The sequence below is a fragment of the Amycolatopsis albispora genome, assembly GCF_003312875.1.
Lineage (GTDB): Bacteria > Actinomycetota > Actinomycetes > Mycobacteriales > Pseudonocardiaceae > Amycolatopsis > Amycolatopsis albispora.
In genome coordinates this window covers 6,676,780-6,694,497 of the sequence record NZ_CP015163.1, presented here as the reverse complement: position 1 = coordinate 6,694,497, position 17,718 = coordinate 6,676,780, and the positions used below count along the sequence as shown (strand labels likewise).

The 17,718-nt window shown below is 70.4% G+C and carries 15 protein-coding genes; 5 read left to right on the top strand and 10 right to left on the bottom strand.

Features of this window, described 5'->3' with window-relative positions; translation table 11 throughout:
- Nucleotides 1-20: 20 nt before the first annotated feature.
- Both A4R43_RS31615 and A4R43_RS31610 read left to right on the top strand, forming a co-directional pair.
- Nucleotides 21-665, top strand: coding sequence for a leucine-rich repeat domain-containing protein (locus A4R43_RS31615; protein ID WP_113695430.1), 645 nt, complete (start codon nt 21-23; stop codon nt 663-665).
- Between the two features lie 110 nt (nt 666-775).
- Nucleotides 776-1,333, top strand: a complete 558-nt coding sequence (locus tag A4R43_RS31610; protein ID WP_113695429.1) for a dihydrofolate reductase family protein — start codon at nt 776-778, stop codon at nt 1,331-1,333.
- On the opposite strand, the gene A4R43_RS31605 is transcribed toward A4R43_RS31610, so the two are convergent.
- From A4R43_RS31605 to A4R43_RS31560, 10 genes are all read right to left on the bottom strand, one after another.
- The gene (locus A4R43_RS31605) at nt 1,330-3,201 is read right to left on the bottom strand and encodes a VanW family protein (protein ID WP_113695428.1); all 1,872 of its coding nucleotides are present in this window, start codon (nt 3,199-3,201) and stop codon (nt 1,330-1,332) included. The genes A4R43_RS31610 and A4R43_RS31605 overlap by 4 nt on opposite strands.
- Nucleotides 3,202-3,218: 17 nt before the next feature.
- Nucleotides 3,219-3,512 (bottom strand): GroES family chaperonin, encoded by a 294-nt coding sequence (locus A4R43_RS31600; RefSeq protein ID WP_113698006.1) that lies wholly within the window; start codon nt 3,510-3,512, stop codon nt 3,219-3,221.
- A gap of 69 nt (nt 3,513-3,581) precedes the next feature.
- Nucleotides 3,582-5,342: an NHL domain-containing thioredoxin family protein gene (locus A4R43_RS31595; protein WP_113695427.1), complete on the bottom strand. Its 1,761-nt coding sequence runs from the start codon at nt 5,340-5,342 to the stop codon at nt 3,582-3,584.
- 57 nt (nt 5,343-5,399) lie between these two features.
- Nucleotides 5,400-5,870 carry an SRPBCC family protein gene (locus A4R43_RS31590; RefSeq protein WP_113695426.1) on the bottom strand — a complete coding sequence of 157 codons (471 nt, stop codon included), beginning with the start codon at nt 5,868-5,870 and terminating at the stop codon, nt 5,400-5,402.
- Nucleotides 5,871-5,889: 19 nt separating this feature from the next.
- On the bottom strand, nt 5,890-8,250 hold the full coding sequence (locus tag A4R43_RS31585; protein ID WP_113695425.1) for an oxidoreductase: 2,361 nt from the start codon (nt 8,248-8,250) through the stop codon (nt 5,890-5,892).
- Nucleotide 8,251: 1 nt separating this feature from the next.
- Nucleotides 8,252-9,007 (bottom strand): amino acid ABC transporter ATP-binding protein, encoded by a 756-nt coding sequence (locus A4R43_RS31580; protein ID WP_113695424.1) that lies wholly within the window; start codon nt 9,005-9,007, stop codon nt 8,252-8,254.
- The gene (locus A4R43_RS31575) at nt 9,004-9,813 is read right to left on the bottom strand and encodes an amino acid ABC transporter permease (protein ID WP_113695423.1); all 810 of its coding nucleotides are present in this window, start codon (nt 9,811-9,813) and stop codon (nt 9,004-9,006) included. The genes A4R43_RS31580 and A4R43_RS31575 overlap by 4 nt, the downstream gene beginning before the upstream one ends.
- 78 nt (nt 9,814-9,891) lie before the next feature.
- Complete coding sequence (locus tag A4R43_RS31570) at nt 9,892-10,713, bottom strand: transporter substrate-binding domain-containing protein (RefSeq protein WP_113695422.1); 822 nt, start codon at nt 10,711-10,713, stop codon at nt 9,892-9,894.
- Nucleotides 10,714-10,857: 144 nt separating this feature from the next.
- Entirely contained in the window at nt 10,858-12,261 is a 1,404-nt protein-coding gene (locus A4R43_RS31565) for a M20/M25/M40 family metallo-hydrolase (protein ID WP_236809290.1), read from the bottom strand.
- A gap of 47 nt (nt 12,262-12,308) precedes the next feature.
- Nucleotides 12,309-13,721: a M20/M25/M40 family metallo-hydrolase gene (locus A4R43_RS31560; protein WP_113695420.1), complete on the bottom strand. Its 1,413-nt coding sequence runs from the start codon at nt 13,719-13,721 to the stop codon at nt 12,309-12,311.
- Nucleotides 13,722-14,075: 354 nt separating this feature from the next.
- Here A4R43_RS31560 and pdhA point away from each other — a divergent pair, with 354 nt between their 5' ends.
- The 3 genes from pdhA to A4R43_RS31545 are packed head-to-tail and all read left to right on the top strand — an operon-like array spanning nt 14,076 to nt 17,661.
- Complete coding sequence (pdhA, locus tag A4R43_RS31555; protein ID WP_113695419.1) at nt 14,076-15,281, top strand: pyruvate dehydrogenase (acetyl-transferring) E1 component subunit alpha; 1,206 nt, start codon at nt 14,076-14,078, stop codon at nt 15,279-15,281.
- Entirely contained in the window at nt 15,281-16,309 is a 1,029-nt protein-coding gene (locus A4R43_RS31550; RefSeq protein WP_113695418.1) for an alpha-ketoacid dehydrogenase subunit beta, read from the top strand. The genes pdhA and A4R43_RS31550 overlap by 1 nt, the downstream gene beginning before the upstream one ends.
- 14 nt (nt 16,310-16,323) lie before the next feature.
- Nucleotides 16,324-17,661, top strand: a complete 1,338-nt coding sequence (locus A4R43_RS31545; protein WP_113695417.1) for a dihydrolipoamide acetyltransferase family protein — start codon at nt 16,324-16,326, stop codon at nt 17,659-17,661.
- Nucleotides 17,662-17,718: the final 57 nt, after the last annotated feature.

Sequence of the window (17,718 nt, the reverse complement as noted above, 5' to 3'; positions counted from 1 at the left end):
TAGGGCGGTAGGTTGGCCAGGTGGAGCTCGATTTCTACCGCCACGGCCTGGCGGAAATCCCGGACGAGGTGTGGTCGGCCCCGGGGTTGGCGGTGCTCAACCTGGCGGACAACCGGCTGACCGCGGTGCCCGCCCGGATCGGCACGCTGACCGGCCTGCACACCCTCGACCTGGGGCACAACCAGCTGGAGTCGGTGCCGGCCGAGCTGGGCTCGCTGCCGAACCTGACCGAGTACCTGTACCTGAGCGACAACCAGCTCACCGAACTGCCGGATGCGTTGTGCCGCTTGGAAAAGCTGCGGTACCTGAGCGCCACGGACAACCAGCTGACCGCGCTGCCCGCGTCGATCGGCTCGATGCGCTCGCTGCGGGAACTGCGGCTGTACCACAACCAGCTCACCGCGCTGCCGGACTCGATCGGCTCACTGCACGCGTTGCGGGAGCTGTACCTGCGGGGGAACCGGCTTTCCACGCTGCCGTCGTCGATCGGCGCGCTCCGGGACCTGCGGCACCTGGACCTGCGGGAGAACGAGCTCCGCACGCTGCCGGACGAGCTGCTTTCCCTGCCCCGGCTGGCCAAGCTGGACCTGCGCTGGAACCGGCGGCTGGAACTGCCGTCGTGGTTGCCGGAGCTGGAGGCCCAGGACTGCGTTGTCCTGCGCTGAGCTTGTTCTCAGCTGTGGCACAGGTCACTTCGGGACCACCGGTGACTTTTCCCGCCGTCCGTGGTCTTCCTGAGCGACAACGCTCGACCACGACCAGAAGGCCGGTTCCCATGCGCAAGATCATCCACTTCGTCCACACCTCCCTCGACGGCTACATCGAGGGCCCGAACGGGGAGTTCGACTGGCCGGCCATGGGGCCGGAGCTGTCCGACTACTCCTTCAGCCAGCTCGAACGGGCCGACACCTTCCTGTACGGCAGGCCGGTGTGGGAGATGATGTCGAGCTACTGGCCGGACGCCGAATCCGTCTCGGACGATCCGCACGACCTGAAGTTCGCCCCGGTCTGGCGCGCTGCGCACAAGGTGGTGTTCTCCCGCACCCTGACCGAGCCGGGACACGGCGCGCAGGTGATCAACGGGGCGAACCTGGTGGAGGAGGTCACCGCGCTCAAGTCCGCGCCGGGCAAGGACCTGCTGCTGACCGGCGGAGCCGCACTGGCGGCCGAACTCACCGCGCACGGCCTGGTCGACGAGCACCAGGTCGTCGTCCACCCGGTGGTCCTCGGCGGCGGCAAGCCGCTCTTCGCCGCCTCGCCGGAGCGCCTGAACCTCGAGCTGATCGAGTCGCGGACCTTCGACTCGCGCGCGGTGCTCCTGAGCTACCGCTAGGGGCAGATGGTGGTCGGGCGCGGCTGGTAGGTGACGGTGCGTGGTTCCCGGCGGACTTCGGCGCCGCTGCCCAGGTCGTAGAGCACGCGGGTGTCCGTGACGGTGAAGCCCGGCACACCCGGCGTCGGCTCGCAGCGGCCGGCGTCGCCGGTGCGCACCGGCGGATCGACCACATCGGACTGCGGGCCGGTCAAGCTCTCCACCCGGTACCGCTTGGTGCCCCAGATCTTCACCGTCACGGTGTTCCCGCTGGTCAGCGTCTGGATGGCGATCCCGGTCGGCGCGTCGTTGGTGAACCGCAGGTCCACCGCGGAACCGTTGTCCTGCAAGGAACGCGCGTCCCGGCCGGGCGGGAAGCGGTCGATGTAGAAGCTGTGCGGGCTGTGCCCGGCGTCGGCGAGGCCGGCGAAGTAGACCGCGTTGTACAAAGTGGACGTGAACTGGTTGATGCCGCCGCCGTAGACCTCCGCGCCGGTGCCGTCCTCGTGCACCGGCGCCTTCAGGTAACCCTGCGACGCCGTGCGCGGGCCCACGTGCTCGTCCAGGCTGAACGTGTCGCCCGGGCGCACGATCGCGCCCGCCACCTTGTCCGCGATGGTCTTCACGTTGCGCGTCACGTCCCCGGAGAAGCCGCCGGTGGTGAACTCGCCGATGACCTCCTTGACGCCCAGCGAGTTCGCCGCCTGCGTGGTCACCTTCGGCTTGCCGGGCTCGTACACCGCGCGCAGCTCGTGCACGTCCGGCCGCTTCACCGCCTCCAGGAACGGCGCGAAGGTCTTGGTCCAGGCGACCTTCCGGCCGTCCTCGGACGGCTGCACCGTCGGCGACGCGCCGGTGAACACGATCTGCGCGTCCTTCGGCTCCCGCTCGGTCCCGGCCAGCTGCGGCTGCGCCAGCTGCTGCAGCTTGCCCTGGTCCAGCCGCACTTCCAGGGCACCGCCGTCGACCGCGGCGAACTGCATGGCGCCCGCGATGCCGTCCGGCTTGAGCACGGCGTCCTGGCCGTCACCGCGGATGTGCATCGGCAGCGCGACCGTCGGCTTGACGATCTGCTCCAGCGTCGCCCGCACGCCCTCGGCCGTCGCCTTCGGCGGGCTCGCCCGCACGGGCAGCTCCACCGCCGCGTGCCCCAGCCAGTTGTCCTTGATCAGCTGCGTGGCGGCGTCGATGTCGGCCATCTCCTGCCGCTGCCGCGGCTCCACCGCGATCGCGGTCACCCCGCCGTCGCTGCCCGGGATCGACTCGAAGCGGATGCTGCCCTCGGTCATGTCGTGGTTGAGCTTCTCGGCGGCGAACGTGGTCACCGACTGCTTGAGCACGTCCGGATCGCTGGTGGTCACCACGCCGACCTCGCGGGTGGTGAAGAACGAGGCGATCCGGGTGATCGGGTCGAGCGGCTGGGTGCCCGCCTGCGTCACCGTGCCCGGCCAGTCCAGGCCGAGCCCGGAGGCGATCGGGTCCAGCTCGGCGTCCACGTCACCGGCACGCACCCGCACGGGCGCGGTCAGCCGCGGTTCGAGTTCCTTGCGCAGCACGGCCTCGGCGTCGTCGCGGGCCAGCCCGCCGACCGGGATGCCGACCACGGTCACCCCGCGCGGCACGGTACCGGCGCTGAAGATCAGGTCCGCGGTGTAGAGCACCACGAACAACGCCAGGAAGGCGCCGATGCCCAGGAAGACCCGGCCGACCGCGTACCGCCGGCGGGTGGCGCGGCTGCGCGGGCGCTCCAGCACCACCGGCCCGTCGAGCAGGGCCCCGACCAGTTCCTCGTCGTTCTCCTCAGCCGGCTCCGGCTCGGTCTCGATCGCGTCGGAGTCGAACTCCGGCCAGTAGTGCTCCTCCCGCAACCCGCACCTCCCGAAGGTCACCGGCGGCGGGCGAGCACCTACAAGTACAGCCCCGTGCCGTGCTCCGTGCGCTCGCTCGCCATGGCGTGAATGTCGCGCTCACGCATCACCAGGTACCCCTCGCCCTGGATCTCCACCTCCAGTTGGTCGTCCGGGTTGAACAGCACCCGGTCGCCAACCTTCACGTTGCGCACATTATTGCCCACCCCGAGTACATCACCCCAGGCAAGCCGGCGCGCGACCTGAGCGGTCGCGGGGATCACGATGCCGCCGCTGCTGCGTCGTTCCCCGTCCTCGCCGGACAGCTTGGCCAGCACCCGGTCGTGCAGCATCTGGATTTCGAGTTTGGCCGCGGCAGTCGTGTTGGTCTCGGACACGCCCCGAATGCTACGCGGCGGAAATCACCCCGCCGGGGTACCCGCCATCATCAGCTCCAGCACCCGTTCGCCACCCGGTTCCAGCCGGACCGGCACGCCCCAGTCCTGCCGCGTCACCCGGCAGACGGGGTGCTCGGTGGCGCTGTCGCAGCTGGCCGCCTGCGCCACCACCTGCAGCACGCCCTCGGTGATGCCGTCGGCGAGGCGGATGCGGCGAGCCAGGTCGGTGCCCACGCCCGCGCCTTCGACCAGCAGCTCCGGCGGTGACGCGCTGATCTCGAGCCGGGTCGACGGGCCATAGCGGTCGTCGAGCTTCTCACCGGGCGGCGGCGTGAACACCACGCTGAACTCCAGCTCACCCGGCGCCAGCACGGACGGCGGCCGCCGCACGGCGTGCACGTCGTCCGCCACGGTCTCGACGCCGTCGTGGGCGACCGGGGTGATCCGGTGCCCGGCGGACTCGACCACCAGCAGCTCGCCGCCGCGCACCAGCAGCCCCGACGGCTCGGCCAGCCCACTGACCACAGTGGACACCTGCCCGGTCTCCGGGTCGTACCGGCGGACGGCGCCGTTGTAGGTGTCGGCGATGGCGATCGTGCCGTCCGGCAGCGCGGCGAGGCCGAGCGGGTGCTGGAGCAGCGCCTCGGCGGCGTCGCCGTCGCGGTGGCCGAAGGAGAACAGGTCGATGCCGATCGCGGTGTGCACGGACGACGCTTCGTCGATCCAGCGCAGGGCCGAGGTCTCGGCGTCGGCCAGCCACAACCGGCCGGGCGTCACCGCGAAGCCGGAGGTCTGCGCGAAGAACGCCTCGCCGACGTCACCGTCGCGCAGGCCCTCGACGGTCGTACCGGCGAAGCGGCGGATGGTGCCCGCGACCGGGTCGAACGCGGACAGCGTGTGGTTGCCCGCCATCGCGACGACCACCTCGTCACCCCACCAGACGACGTCCCACGGGCTGGTGAGGTCGACCTCGCGCGCGTCGCCGGAGGAAATGCCGTCGCGCCACTGGTTCCCGGTGCCCGCGACGACGGTGCTCTCGCCGGTGTCCAGGTTGAGGCCCTGGAGCAGGTGAGCGGCGGTGTCGGCGACCACCACGTGGTAGCCGGCGCGCTCGGCGACCTCCGGCGGCAGCAACGCGAGGCCGGACGGCTCGGTGAACGGCTCGCCTCGCCTGCCGGTGCCGAACCGGCGGACCAGCCGGTCCCCGTCCAGCTCGACGATCGAATGGTTGCCCGTGTCGGCGACCAGCAGGTGGCCGTCCGGGCTGGTGACGGCCTTGCTGGGGAAGCGCAGCAGGGTCTCGGCCTCGTCGAGCGGCACATACGGGCTGCCCCCGCGGCGCAGCGTGTCAGCGTGCTTCGCGACCAGCTCGGTGAGCACCCGGCGCAAGGCCTCCGCATGCCCCTCACCAGCGGCGACGTGCACGACGTAGCCCTCGGGATCCACCACCACCAGCGTCGGCCACGCCCGCACGGCGTACTGCGACCAGGTGGTCAGGTCGGGGTCGTTCAGTACCGGGTGGTGCACCTCGTAGCGGCGCACCGCGGCCTCGATCGCGGCGGCTTCGCCCTCGTGCAGGAACTTCGGCGAGTGCACGCCGATGGTCACCAGCACGTCGGCGAACTCGGCCTCCAGCGGGCGCAGTTCGTCCAGCACGTGCAGGCAGTTGATGCAGCCGGAAGTCCAGAAGTCCAGCAGCACGATCTTGCCGCGCAGATCGGCGAGGCGCAGGCGCTCACCGCCGGTGTTGATCCACTCGCGCCCGGCCAGCTCCGGCGCCCGCACCCGGGCCTGACGATTGCTCACGTCCCACAGCTAACACGAACCGGCGGCGCTGCCCAGTCAGTGGGAGCGCTCGGCGCGTTCCTTCAGGCGGCGCAGGGTGGCTTCGATGTTGCGCTGGTTCTCCTCGTCGCGCTGGAAGACGCCGGTGACCGCCGAGGTGGGCAGCTTCAGCCAAGCGGGGCGCCGCTCCCACGTGCTTTCGGTCACCACGCAGCCGGTCTCGGTGGCGGCGATGTCGTACTGCCAGCGCGACACCGGCAGCCCGCCGACCGAGGTGACCTCGAAGGCGAACCGGCGGCCCGCCCAGGCGTCGGTGATTTCCGAGGTGGTGCTCCAGCGGCGCAGCCCGCGCCGGTTGCTGCCCTTGAACCGGGCGCCGACGACGGCCTTGCTCGCGCCGTCCAGCCACTTGTGCCCGGAGTACTCCTCGGCCAGCTCCGCCAGCACGGCCGGGTCGCTGACCAGCTCGTACACCCGCTGCGGACTGGCGTTGACCTCGATCCGCGCCGTCGCGTTCGGTTCAGCCATAGCAGCGAAGATACAAGCCTCAGTTGCGGCGCAGGGCCCTGGTGACACCGGCGGCCACGGTGGTGGCCAGCGTCCAGCCCATCGCGGTGAACCCGACCGCGACCCACTTGTCGGCGCCCTCCATGAACCAGCGGCCCTTGTTGCCGAAGTCGACGATCGGCACCAGCAGGTCCACCGTGTACAGCACCGGGCTCCACTCCAGGCCCTTGTCGTCGCTGTTCACCGCGCACCGGCCGCCGCTCTGCGCGTAGTTCTCGGTGTCGGTCAGGCACGGGTGGTCGGTGTGCCCGGTGGCGAACCACACGCTGCCCGCGATCAGCAGCAACAGCAGCCAGCCGACCGCGCGTCCCGGCCGGTAGCCGTAGCCGACCATCGAGCGTTGCAGCCAGCTCCACAACCGGACCAGCGGTCCGAGGAACCGGTAGCCGTCGGCCAGCGACTCGTACCGGAACTGCTGCTTCTTGAACAGCACGGTCGAGGCGTGCTCCTCGTTACCGCTGGTGCGCAGCATCTCGGCGAGCTGGTCGTACGGGCCGGGCCGGTAACCGCCCATCGCCCGCCGCAGCAGCCGGATCCGCTGGTCGACCGCGGCGTCGTCCTTGATGCCGATCGGCACCTTCATCGAGTCGTAGCGGAAGTCCTCCAGGTCCAGCCCGCCGGTGGCCTCCCAGAGCTCCGGGTTGTCGTCGAGCGTGACGCAGTGCGCCCCGGCCAGCACCACCTGGCCACGCGGCGCGATGTCGGGCATCAGCGCGAACTCGTCGGCGGAGACCGAGCCGAGGTCGAGCGCGATGCCGTCGCGCTCGCTGGACTGGAGCACCGCGCCGCTCAGGTCGACGCGCCTGGCCACCACCGCGCCGTCCAGGTTCACCCCGCCCTCGGCGTGGAACCGGCGCTCGCGATTGGCGGTGAACACCAGGTCGCGGCCGATGCGCCCGGCTCGCACGTCCACCGAGAAGCTGGTGTTCGGCCGGACCGCCGGCTTGCTCACGTCCGTGCCGTACAGGTCGATGCTGCCGCCGACCTCGATGCCCTGCAGCCGGAGCGTGCCCTCCACGGTGGCGTCGGTCAGGTGCAGGTTGCCCGCGATCTTGGCGCGGCGGGCGGAGAACACGTCGCGCTCGTGGTGCTGCAGGGTGGCGTTCCAGGCGAGCACGTTGCCGCCGACGGTCACGTCGGACAGGCGGCACTGGCCCATCGGCACGGTCAGGCTGGTCGCCTCGATGTCACCGTTGATCTCGGTGCCGTCGATGTGCAGCGCGCGGTCGTAGTACGGCTCGACGTACCCGCGTGCCACGGAGATCTCCGCGTGCGCGAGGCGCAGCGTGCCGCCGATGTGCGCGTTGACCATGCGGATGGTGCCGGTGGCGCGGAAGTCGTCGCTGAGCTCGACGTTGCCGTCCACGCGCAGCCGGTCGGCGCTGATCGCCGGGCGCGGGTCGAGGTAGGGGTCGCGGGACTTCCACTGGTCCACCACGATCGGGCCGTGCTGGCTGGTGTGCAGCCGGGCCCCGCGCAGCACGATGTCGCTGTCCACCTTGGCGCTGGGCAGGTAGATGATGCCGTTGGCGGAGAACCGCTTGCGTGCCTTGGGCGGGCCGTAGGTGTCCACCTCGCAGAGCAGGCTGCCGCCGATGTGCAGGCCGTTGCCGTTGAGCGCGAAGCCGTCCGGGTTGTGCAGGGTGGCGCCGGAGAAGTTGACGTTACCGCCGGTCTTCAGGCCGGGGACGCGGATCTCGCCGTCGGCCTCGAGCCGGTAGGCCAGCAGCGCGCCGGTGATCTCCAGCCGGTCGGCCTGGATGGCCTTGCCGCGCGAGTGCTCGATCCGGGTGCGGGTGAGCACCACGGACCCCTCGATGGCGGCGTCGGTCAGGTTGATCGCCGCGTCCGGGCGGCCGCGTTCGCGGTCGTCGCCGCGCTGGACCGCGGTCTCGCTGTGGCCCTTGACCGTGTGCTCGACCTCGACCGCGCAACGGATCAGCCGGACGTCGTTGCGGCTGCGCATGTTGCGGGCCTTGAGGCCGGGCAGCCAGCAGCGGCGGAACACCAGCCCGAGCAGGGTCGCCTCACGCACGTCCGGCGGCTCCTCGAACCGGCAGCGCTCGAACCGGAAGAGGTACTCCAGGTCGAGCGCGCGCAGGTCGAAGCGCCCGGTGATGTAGGCGTCCTCGACCTGCACCAGCGGCGCGTTGGTCGGCTGCTTGCGCAGGCGCAGCAGGCGGCCCGGCTCCGGCATGATCAACGGCCGGATCAGGTCCTCGGCGCGGATCTCGTACCGCAGATCCGGCTCGGGGTCGAACGGGTCGAAGGCGTCGGCCGGTTCGGGTGGGTCGCCGGGCTCGTGGTCGTCACGAGCCCCGCCCCGGCGAAACACCACCAACTCAGTCGTCCACGTGAGTGGGATTCAGCACGCGCGACAGGAAGGTCTTCGTGCGCTCGTGCTGCGGATCCCCGATCACCCGCGACGGCGGACCCTGCTCGACCACCACGCCGCCGTCCATGAACAGCACCACGTCGGCCACCTCACGCGCGAACTGCATCTCGTGCGTGACCACCAGCATGGTCATGCCCTCCTCGGCGAGCTGGCGCATCACGCTGAGCACGTCGCCGACCAGCTCCGGGTCCAGCGCCGACGTCGGCTCGTCGAACAGCATCACCTCGGGATTCATCGACAGCGCCCGCGCGATCGCCACCCGCTGCTGCTGCCCCCCGGACAGCTGCGACGGCATCGAGTTCGCCTTCTCCGAAAGCCCGACCTTCTTGAGGTTGTCGCGCGCGATGCGCTCGGACTCGGCCTTGTCGCGCTTGAGCACCTTGCGCTGCGCGATGGTCAGGTTGTCCAGCACGGACAGGTGCGCGAACAGGTTGAACGACTGGAAGACCATGCCGATGCCGCGGCGCGCGTGGTCGATGTCCACGTCCGGGTCGGTGATCTCGTGGCCGCCGACCACGATCGTGCCCTGGTTCGGCTCTTCGAGCAGGTTCACGCAGCGCAGCAGGGTGGACTTGCCGGAGCCGGACGGCCCGATGACGCAGACCACCTGCCCCCGGCGCACCCGCAGGTCGATGCCCTTGAGCACCTGGAGCTCGCCGAACGCCTTGTGCAGTCCGGAAATCTCGACGATCACGTCGCTCATGCCTCGACCTCCAGGCCGCGGTTCTGCTTCCGGCCGGTGCGGCGCTCCAGGTACCGCGAGAGATAGCCGAGCGGGATGGTGATGATCAGGTAGCAGAGCCCGGCCAGCAGGATCGGCGTCATCGAACCGGTCGCGTTGAGGCCCTCGCGGCCCCACTTGGTCAGCTCGTACTGGTCCCTCGCCAGGCCCAGCAGGTAGATCAGCGACGAGTCCTTGGTGAGCAGGATCAGCTCGTTGGTCAGCGGCGGCAGGATGATGCGGAACGCCTGCGGGATGACGATGGTGATCATCGCGCGGCCCTGGCTCATGCCCAGCGACCTGGCCGCCTCGACCTGGCCGGGCGGCACCGCCTGGATCCCGGCGCGAATGGTCTCCGCCATGTACGCCGCGCCGACCGCGCCGAGCGCGAGCGCGGCGGTGGAGTAGATGTCGAACTTCAGGCCGAACGCGAGCGGCACACCGAAGCCGAGCGCGATGAACACCAGCAGCGCCGGGATCCCGCGGAAGAACTCGATGTAGACCGTGGCGATCCACCGGTACGGCGGCACCGACGACAGCTTCATCAGCGCCAGCACGAGCCCGAGGGCCAGGCCCAGCGCGAAGCCGAGCAGCGTGTAGATGATGGTGTTCTTCAGCGCGATCGTGATGATGCCGGGGAACTGCTCGGCGGCGGCGTCGAGATTGAAGAACGCGCGCTGGATCGTCGCCCAGTCCGCGACGAACGCCAGCACGGCGATCACGATCACCAGCAGCGCGTACTGCACCAGCTGGATCACCTGGCGCCGTTTGCGCTTGGACATGGCCATGGGAAGAAGGCTCCTCGAAAGTGGCTGGCAAAACTAGGGGGAACGACCGCCGTGGCGGCCGTTCCCCTCAGTCGCGGATCAGGCGGTCGGCTTCTTGCCGAACCACTTTTCGTAGATGCGGTCGTAGGTGCCGTCGCTCTTCGCCTTCTGCAGGGCCTCGTTGACCTTGGCCAGCAGCGCGCCGTTGCCCTTCTTCACCGCGATGCCGTAGTTGTCACCGGTGTCGAAGGTGGCGGTGACCTCGACGTCCTGGTTCGCCTTGAGGAAGTCCAGCAGCACCACGTCGTCGTTGATGCCCGCGTCCACCTGACCGGTCTGCACCGCGGTCTGCTCGAGCGCGAGGTCCTCGAACTGGATGACCTCGTAGCCGAACTTCTCCTTGTTTTCGTTGGCGTAGGTCTCGCCGGTGGTGCCCTGCTGCACGCCGAGCTTCTTGCCGCGCAGCTTCTCGAGGCTGTCGTACCCGGAGCCCTTCTTCACCAGCAGCGCCTGCTTGGCGTTGAAGTACGGCTCGGAGAAGTCCATCACGGCCTGGCGCTCGGGGGTGATGGACATGGCCGCGGCGGCCACGTCGCACTGCCCGATGTTCAGCGACTCACCGGACTTGATGCCCTCGAACGGGGTGTCGAAGATCTTCTGCTCGTTCGCGCCGACCAGGGGCAGCACCAGGTCCACCAGCTCCACGTCGAAGCCGACGGTCTTGTCGCCCTCGGTGAACTGGAACGGGGCGTAAGGCAGGTGCGTGCAGGTGGTGAGCTTGCCCGGCTCCTTCAGCGTGATCTGCCCACCGGCCTGGGTGTCGGCTCCGGTGTTGACCGATTCGGCGCAGCCGGCCGCGGTAACGGCCAGGGCGAGCGCCGGCAAGATGGTGAGCGCTCTGCGTATGTGTCGACGCGCCACGGTGTCACTCCTAGTAGTCAGAACTCGGCGAGATTTTGCATCCTGCCATCCACTCGGGTCAACTGCCCAGCATTGGGACGTTACAGCGCCGTTTCGACTGAGTCCTTCCAGTGTTTTCCTGGTAGCGGCGGCGCCAAGCCGATGTCACGCGGTGGCGTGGGCGTGCAGGATGTGCGCCACCGCGGTGGTGACGCGTTCCGCCTGCGCCAGGTTCAGCCATTCGTCCGGCACGTGGGCGTTCGAGTCCGGGCCGAGTGCGCCGGTGACCAGGAACTGCGCCTCCGGGTACTTCTCGCCCAGCAGGCCCATGAACGGGATCGAGCCGCCGAGGCCCATGGCTCGCCAGGGCGCGCCGAACACCGTGGAGCTGACCTCCTCCAGCGACGCCGCCAGCCAGGGCGCGGTGGCCGGGGCGTTCCAGCCGTCGGCGTGTTCGAGCCCGGCCAGTTCCACGGTGGCCGAGTACGGCACGTCCGTGGTCAGCACCTTCTCCAGCGCGCCGAGCGCGGCCGCCGAGTCGGCCGTCGGCGGCAGGCGGAAGCTCAGCGCCAGCGTGCTGTGCGAGCGCAGCACGTTGCCCGCGTCGACCGGCTCGGGGAAGCCCGAGGCGCCGATCACCGACAGCGTGGGCCGCCAGCTGTTGTTCAGCAGCAGCTCGACCTCGTCCTGGTCGACCGGCTGGGTACCGCCGTGCAGCGGGAACGCCTTCTTCATCGAACCGGGCGCGGCGGCGGCCGCGGCCTCGGCTTCGGCGGCGCGGTCCGCCGGGATGTCCACGTACAGCTCGTCGAGCAGCAGGTGCCCGGTCTCCGCGTTCTCCACCCTGTCCAGCAGCTCGCGCAGGATGCGGAACGAACTCGGCACCACGCCGCTGGCCAGGCCGGAGTGCTGGCCGGAGTCGAGCACCCGCACGGTCACGTGCACCTGGACCATGCCGCGCAGGCTGGTCGTCAGCCACAGCCGCTCGTAGTCGTTGCCGCCGGAGTCCAGGCACACCACGAAGGTGACGTCGCCGAGCCGGTCGCTCAGGTGCTCCAGGTACGCGGGCAGGTCGGGACTCCCCGACTCCTCACCGGTCTCCAGCAGCACCACGGCCCGCGCGTGCGAACCGCCCGCCGCGCGCAGGGCCTCCAGCGCGGCCGTCGCCGCGTAACCGGCGTACCCGTCGTCGGCCGAGCCGCGGCCGTACAGCTTGCCGTCCTTGACCACCGGTTTCCACGGGTCCAGCCCGTCGGACCAGCCACCGAGCGGCGGCTGCTTGTCGAGGTGCCCGTAGAGCAGCACGGTGCCCTTGTCCTCGGCACCCGGGGTGGCCGGCACGTCCAGCAGCAGCACCGGGCTGCGGCCGGGCAGTTCCACCACGTCGATCGAGGCGCCGGGGATCGCCCGGGTCCCCAGCCAGTTCCGGACGTGCTCGACGGCCGCGGCCAGGTGGCCGCTGTTCGCCCAGTCCGGATCGAAACCGGGGGACAGGGCGGGGATCGCCACCAGCCCCGACAGGCTCGGCAGGATGTCGTCCGCCCAGAGCCGCCGCACGGTTTCACGCATCGCGGTCGCATTCACAGTCTGATCCACCCCGCCATCCTGCCACCAGGTCATTCGCCGGCGTGCGCGTGCAGAATCCTGGCCACCGCCTCGGTCACCCGCTCGGTCTGGGCCAGGTGCAGCCACTCGTCCGGCACATGCGCGTTGTTGCCCGGCCCGCGTGGCCCGGTGACCACGAACTGCGCGTCGGGATAGGTCTCGGCGAACAGGCCGAGGAACGGGATGGTGCCGCCGAGCCCGAGCGCCCGCCACGGCTGGCCGAACACCTCCGCGCTCACCTGGTCCAACGTGGCCGCCAGCCAGGGCGCGAGCTTCGGCGCGTTCCAGCCGGACGCGGCGGCGGCCCGGCCGATCTCCACCTTCGCCTGGTACGGCACGTCGGTGGTCAGCGCGTCGACGACGGCCCGCAGCGCGACCGCGGAATCGGCCGTCGGCGGCAGGCGGAAGCTGAGCTTGAGCCCGGTGAACGGCCGCAGCACGTTGCCCGCGTCCTCCAGCGACGGCAGCCCGCTGGCGCCGGTCACCGACAGCGTGGCGCGCCAGGTGTTGTTGAGCACCAGCTCGACCGGGTCGTCACCGGCCAGGCGCACGCCTTCGGTGAGCGGCAGCTCCGGCCGCAGCCCGCCTTCGGCCACCGCCTGCCGCACCTCGGCGAGCCGGTCCTCCGGGATCTCCACGCTCAGCTCCGGCAGCAGCACCTCACCGGTTCGCGAATCCTCGATCCGGTCGAGCAACTGCCGGATCACGCGGAACGAGCTGGGCACCAGCCCGCTGGAATGCCCGGAGTGCACGCCCGCGTCGAGCACACGCACGGTCAGGTCGAGGAAGGCGATGCCGCGCAACGAGGTCGCCAGCCACAGCCGCTCGTAGTCGCCACCGGCCACGTCCAGGCAGACCACCAGGCCGACCGGGCCGATGCGGTCACGCAGGTGATCGAGGTAGGCGGCCAGGTCCGGGCTGCCGGACTCCTCGCCGGTTTCCAGCAGCACCACGGTTCGCGCGTGCCTGCCGCCCGCGCGGTGCAGCGCCTCCAGCGCGGTCGCGGCGGCGTAACCGGCGTACCCGTCGTCACCGGCACCGCGGCCGTAGAGCCGCCCGTCCTTGAGCACCGGCGTCCACGGGTCGAGACCGGGCGACCACTCGCCGGCGGCTGGCTGCTTGTCGAGGTGGCCGTAGAGCACCACCGTCTCCCCGGTCGCCACCCCGGCGCTCGCCGGGATCTCCAGCAGCAGCAACGGGGTCCGGCCGGGCAGCTTGACCGCCTCGAGCTCCGCGCCGGGCAGCTCACGCGCGGCGAGCCAGGCCCGCACGTGCTCGACCGCCGCGTGCAGGTGGCCGTTGCTCGCCCACAGCGCGTCGAAGGCCGGGGACAGCGCCGGAATGGTGACGAACTCCGAAAGGCTCGCCAGTGCGCTGGTGCGCCACGTGTCCTGAATCGTCTCCCGGAGCAGTCGCTGGTCCATTCCCCGATCCTGACAGAGGGCGTGGGCTACGTCACACGAGGCGGGCGGCCAGTCCGGTCCGCCCGGCCGGGTGCCCGTGCGCGGGTGCGGCCGCCGCTGGTCCAGGCGTACCAGTGCGCCCTACTTTCGGCGGCCCCATCATCGGGTTTCCTAGTGTTTTCCCTGTTCAGCAGGGTTTTCCGGGCAACAAATCAATCTCCGGACCTCACCATCGGCCGGTTCTCGTGCCAGGATGTGCGCGAGAACCGTCACCGCCGACGGGCCGGGTGCTCGACCGAGTCCCCAGGGCCGCCGGCGAAGTCGCGGCGGCTGCCACAAGCGGCTGCGCGGCACCGAACTGAGGAGAACGAGCGAATGTCGTCCCCGGAACAGTGGACGCATCCCGAACCGGGCGCCGGACCGGCCGCGACAGCGGCGGAACCTACTCCGGAGCAGGTGATCGCGGGTTTGCGCGCAACAACCGAGGGTGGAGCCGAGCTCACCCAGCTGTTGACACCCGAAGGTGAACGCGTCGCTTCGGCGCAGTTCGACCCCTACGTCTCCGACGTCGACGACGAGGCACTGCGGAACCTCTACCGCGACATGGTGCTGGTCCGGCGGGCCGACCGCGAGTCGAACGCCATGCAGCGCCAGGGCCAGCTCGGCATCTGGGTGCCGCTGCTCGGCCAGGAGGCCGCGCAGATCGGCTCCGGCCGCGCGCTCCGCCCGTCCGACATGGCCTTCCCGAGCTACCGCGAGCACGGCGTGGCGTGGACCCGCGGGGTCGACTTCCGCGAGCTGATCGGCATCTTCCGCTGCTCCGACCACGGTGGCTGGGACTTCAGGCACCACGGCTTCCACCCGTACACGATCGTCATCGGCAACCAGGTGCTCAACGCCACCGGGTACGCGATGGGCCAGAAGTTCGAGGGCAAGGTCGGCGACGACAACGGCGAAGCCACCATCGTCTACTTCGGTGACGGCGCCACCAGCCAGGGCGACGTGCACGAGGGCTTCGTCTGGTCCGCGGTCTACGACGCGCCCGTGGTGTTCTTCTGCCAGAACAACCAGTGGGCCATCTCCGAGCCCACCGAGCGCCAGTCGCGCCTGCCGCTGTACCAGCGCGCCCGCGGTTACGGCTTCCCCGGCATCCGGGTGGACGGCAACGACGTGCTCGCCTGCCTCGCGGTCACCCGCTGGGCGCTGGACGAGTGCCGCCACGGCAACGGGCCGGTGCTGATCGAGGCGTTCACCTACCGGATGGACGCGCACACCACCACCGACGACCCCACCCGCTACCGGCTCTCCGACGAGCTGGAGGAGTGGAAGCTCAAGGACCCGATCGAGCGGGTGCGCGCGCACCTGGCCCGCGGTGGCGGTGCCGACCAGGAGTTCTTCGACAAGATCGACGCCGAGGCGGACAGCTTCGCCGCCGAACTGCGCGACTTCGTGTTCAACATGCCCGATCCACCGCCCGAGCGGATCTTCCGCAACGTCTACGCCGAGCCGTCGCCGGTCCTGGAGGCCCAGCGGCGCGAGTACCTGGCCTACCTCGACGGTTTCGCGGGGAGTGAGCACTGATGGCCGCACCCGTGAAGTCCAAAGTGGATGGTGCCGTCGGCGCGGTGCAGCACCTGACCATCGGCAAGGCGATCAACCTCGCCCTGCGCACGGCCATGGAGGCCAACGACAAGGTCATCGTGCTCGGGGAGGACGTCGGCAAGCTCGGCGGCGTCTTCCGGATCACCGACGGCCTGCAGAAGGACTTCGGTGAGCAGCGCGTGCTGGACACGCCGCTGGCCGAGTCCGGCATCATCGGCACCGCGGTCGGCCTCGCCGTGCGCGGGTTCCGGCCGGTGTGCGAGATCCAGTTCGAAGGCTTCATCTTCCCCGGCTTCGACCAGATCGTCAGCCAGGTGGCGAAGCTGCACTACCGCACCCAGGGCCGGGTGAAGGTGCCGATGGTGATCCGCGTGCCGTTCGGCGGCGGCATCGGCGCGGTCGAGCACCACTCGGAGTCGCCGGAATCGCTGTTCGCGCACGTCGCCGGGCTCAAGGTGGTGTCGTGCTCGAACCCGGTCGACGCGTACTGGATGACCCGTCAGGCCATCGACTGCGACGACCCGGTGCTGCTGTTCGAGCCGAAGCGGCTCTACCACTCCGGCAACCTGCGTGCCGAGGTGGACACCACGGCCACACCGGACCCGCTGTTCGCCTCGCGCGTGGTGCGCACCGGTGACGCGGCCACGCTGGTCGCCTACGGGCCGTCGGTGAAGGTCTGCCTGGACGCGGCCACCGCCGCGCAGGAGGAGGGCACCTCGCTGGAGGTCATCGACCTGCGCACGCTCTCCCCGCTGGACCTGGACCCGGTGTTCGAGTCCGTCCGGCGCACCGGCCGGCTGATCGCGGTCAGCGAGGCGCCTTCGGAGTCGTCGCTGACCTCGGAGATCGCCATGCGCGTGCAGCAGGAGTGCTTCTACTCGCTGGAGGCGCCGGTCCTGCGGGTCACCGGGTTCGACACCCCGTACCCGCCGGCCAAGCTCGAGGAGGACTACCTCCCCGACCTGGACCGGGTGCTGCACACCGTCGACCGCTCGCTGGCCTGGTAGGGGGATAGCCGAACATGCCGCAGTACAAGCAGTTTCCCCTGGCCGACACGGCGGAGGGGCTGACCGAGGCCGACATCCTCAACTGGCACGTGAAGCCGGGTGACGAGGTGAAGGTCAACCAGATCGTGGTGGAGATCGAGACCGCGAAGGCGGCCGTCGAGCTGCCCATCCCGTGGGCCGGGGTGATCACCGAGCTGCACGTGGAGCCGGGGCAGACGGTCGAGGTCGGCACGCCGATCCTGACCATCGACACCGATCCGGGCGGGGCGCCCGCGGAAGCGCCCTCGCCGAACGGCACCGCGGCGGCTCCGGCGGCAGCTCCGGCCGCATCGGCTGAGGAGGAGATGAAGCCGCTGGTCGGCTACGGCTCCAAGACGGTCACCGCGAAGCGGCGGGCCCGCAAGGACGCGCCCGCGCCCGTAGCCGCCGCACCCGCTGAACCGGTGGCCGCGCCGGCTGCTCCGGCCGCGCCGGTGAAGGGCGGGTACGTGCCGCTGGCGAAGCCGCCGGTGCGCAAGCTGGCCAAGGACCTCGGCGTCGACCTGCACACGCTGGCCGCGGACGGCCGGGTGATCACGCGGGAGGACGTGCAGCGCGCGGCTTCCGGCCCGGCCGAACCAGTCGCTACGCCTAGTGTGTCCACTGTGGACGCCGCCGGTGAGCGCCGGGTGCCGATCAAGGGCGTGCGCAAGGCGACCGCGAAGGCGATGGTGGACAGCGCGTTCACCGCGCCGCACGTGACGGAGTTCCTGACCGTCGACGTGACGCCGATGATGGAGTTGCGGGAGAAGCTGAAGAAGAGCCCGGCGTTCGCCGGGATCAAGCTGACCCCGCTGGCGTTCGCGGCGAAGGCGGTGTGCCTGGCCGCGAAGCGGACCCCGGACGTGAACGCGAGCTGGGACGAGGAAAACCAGGAAATCGTCTACAAGAGCTACGTGCACCTGGGCATCGCCGCGGCGACGCCGCGCGGGCTGATCGTGCCGAAGATCCGCAACGCCGAGCAGCTGTCGCTGCCGGAGCTGGCCAAGGCGCTGAGCGAGCTGACCGACGTGGCACGGGACGGCAAGACCGCGCCGGGCGACATGATCAACGGCAGCATCACGATCACCAACGTGGGCGTGTTCGGCGTGGACACCGGCACGCCGATCATCACCCCCGGCGAGTCGGCGATCCTGGCCTTCGGCGCCATCCGCGACACGCCGTGGGTGGTCGACGGCGAGATCAAGGTGCGGAAGGTGCTGCAGCTGGCGCTGAGCTTCGACCACCGCGTGGTCGACGGGCAACAGGGTTCGCAGTTCCTCGCCGACGTCGGCATGCTCCTCGCCGACCCGGCAAGCGCGTTCATCCTCTGACGAGGCCCCCACAGAACACGAATGTGGCTTTCGGGGCGAATTCCGCCTCGAAAGCCA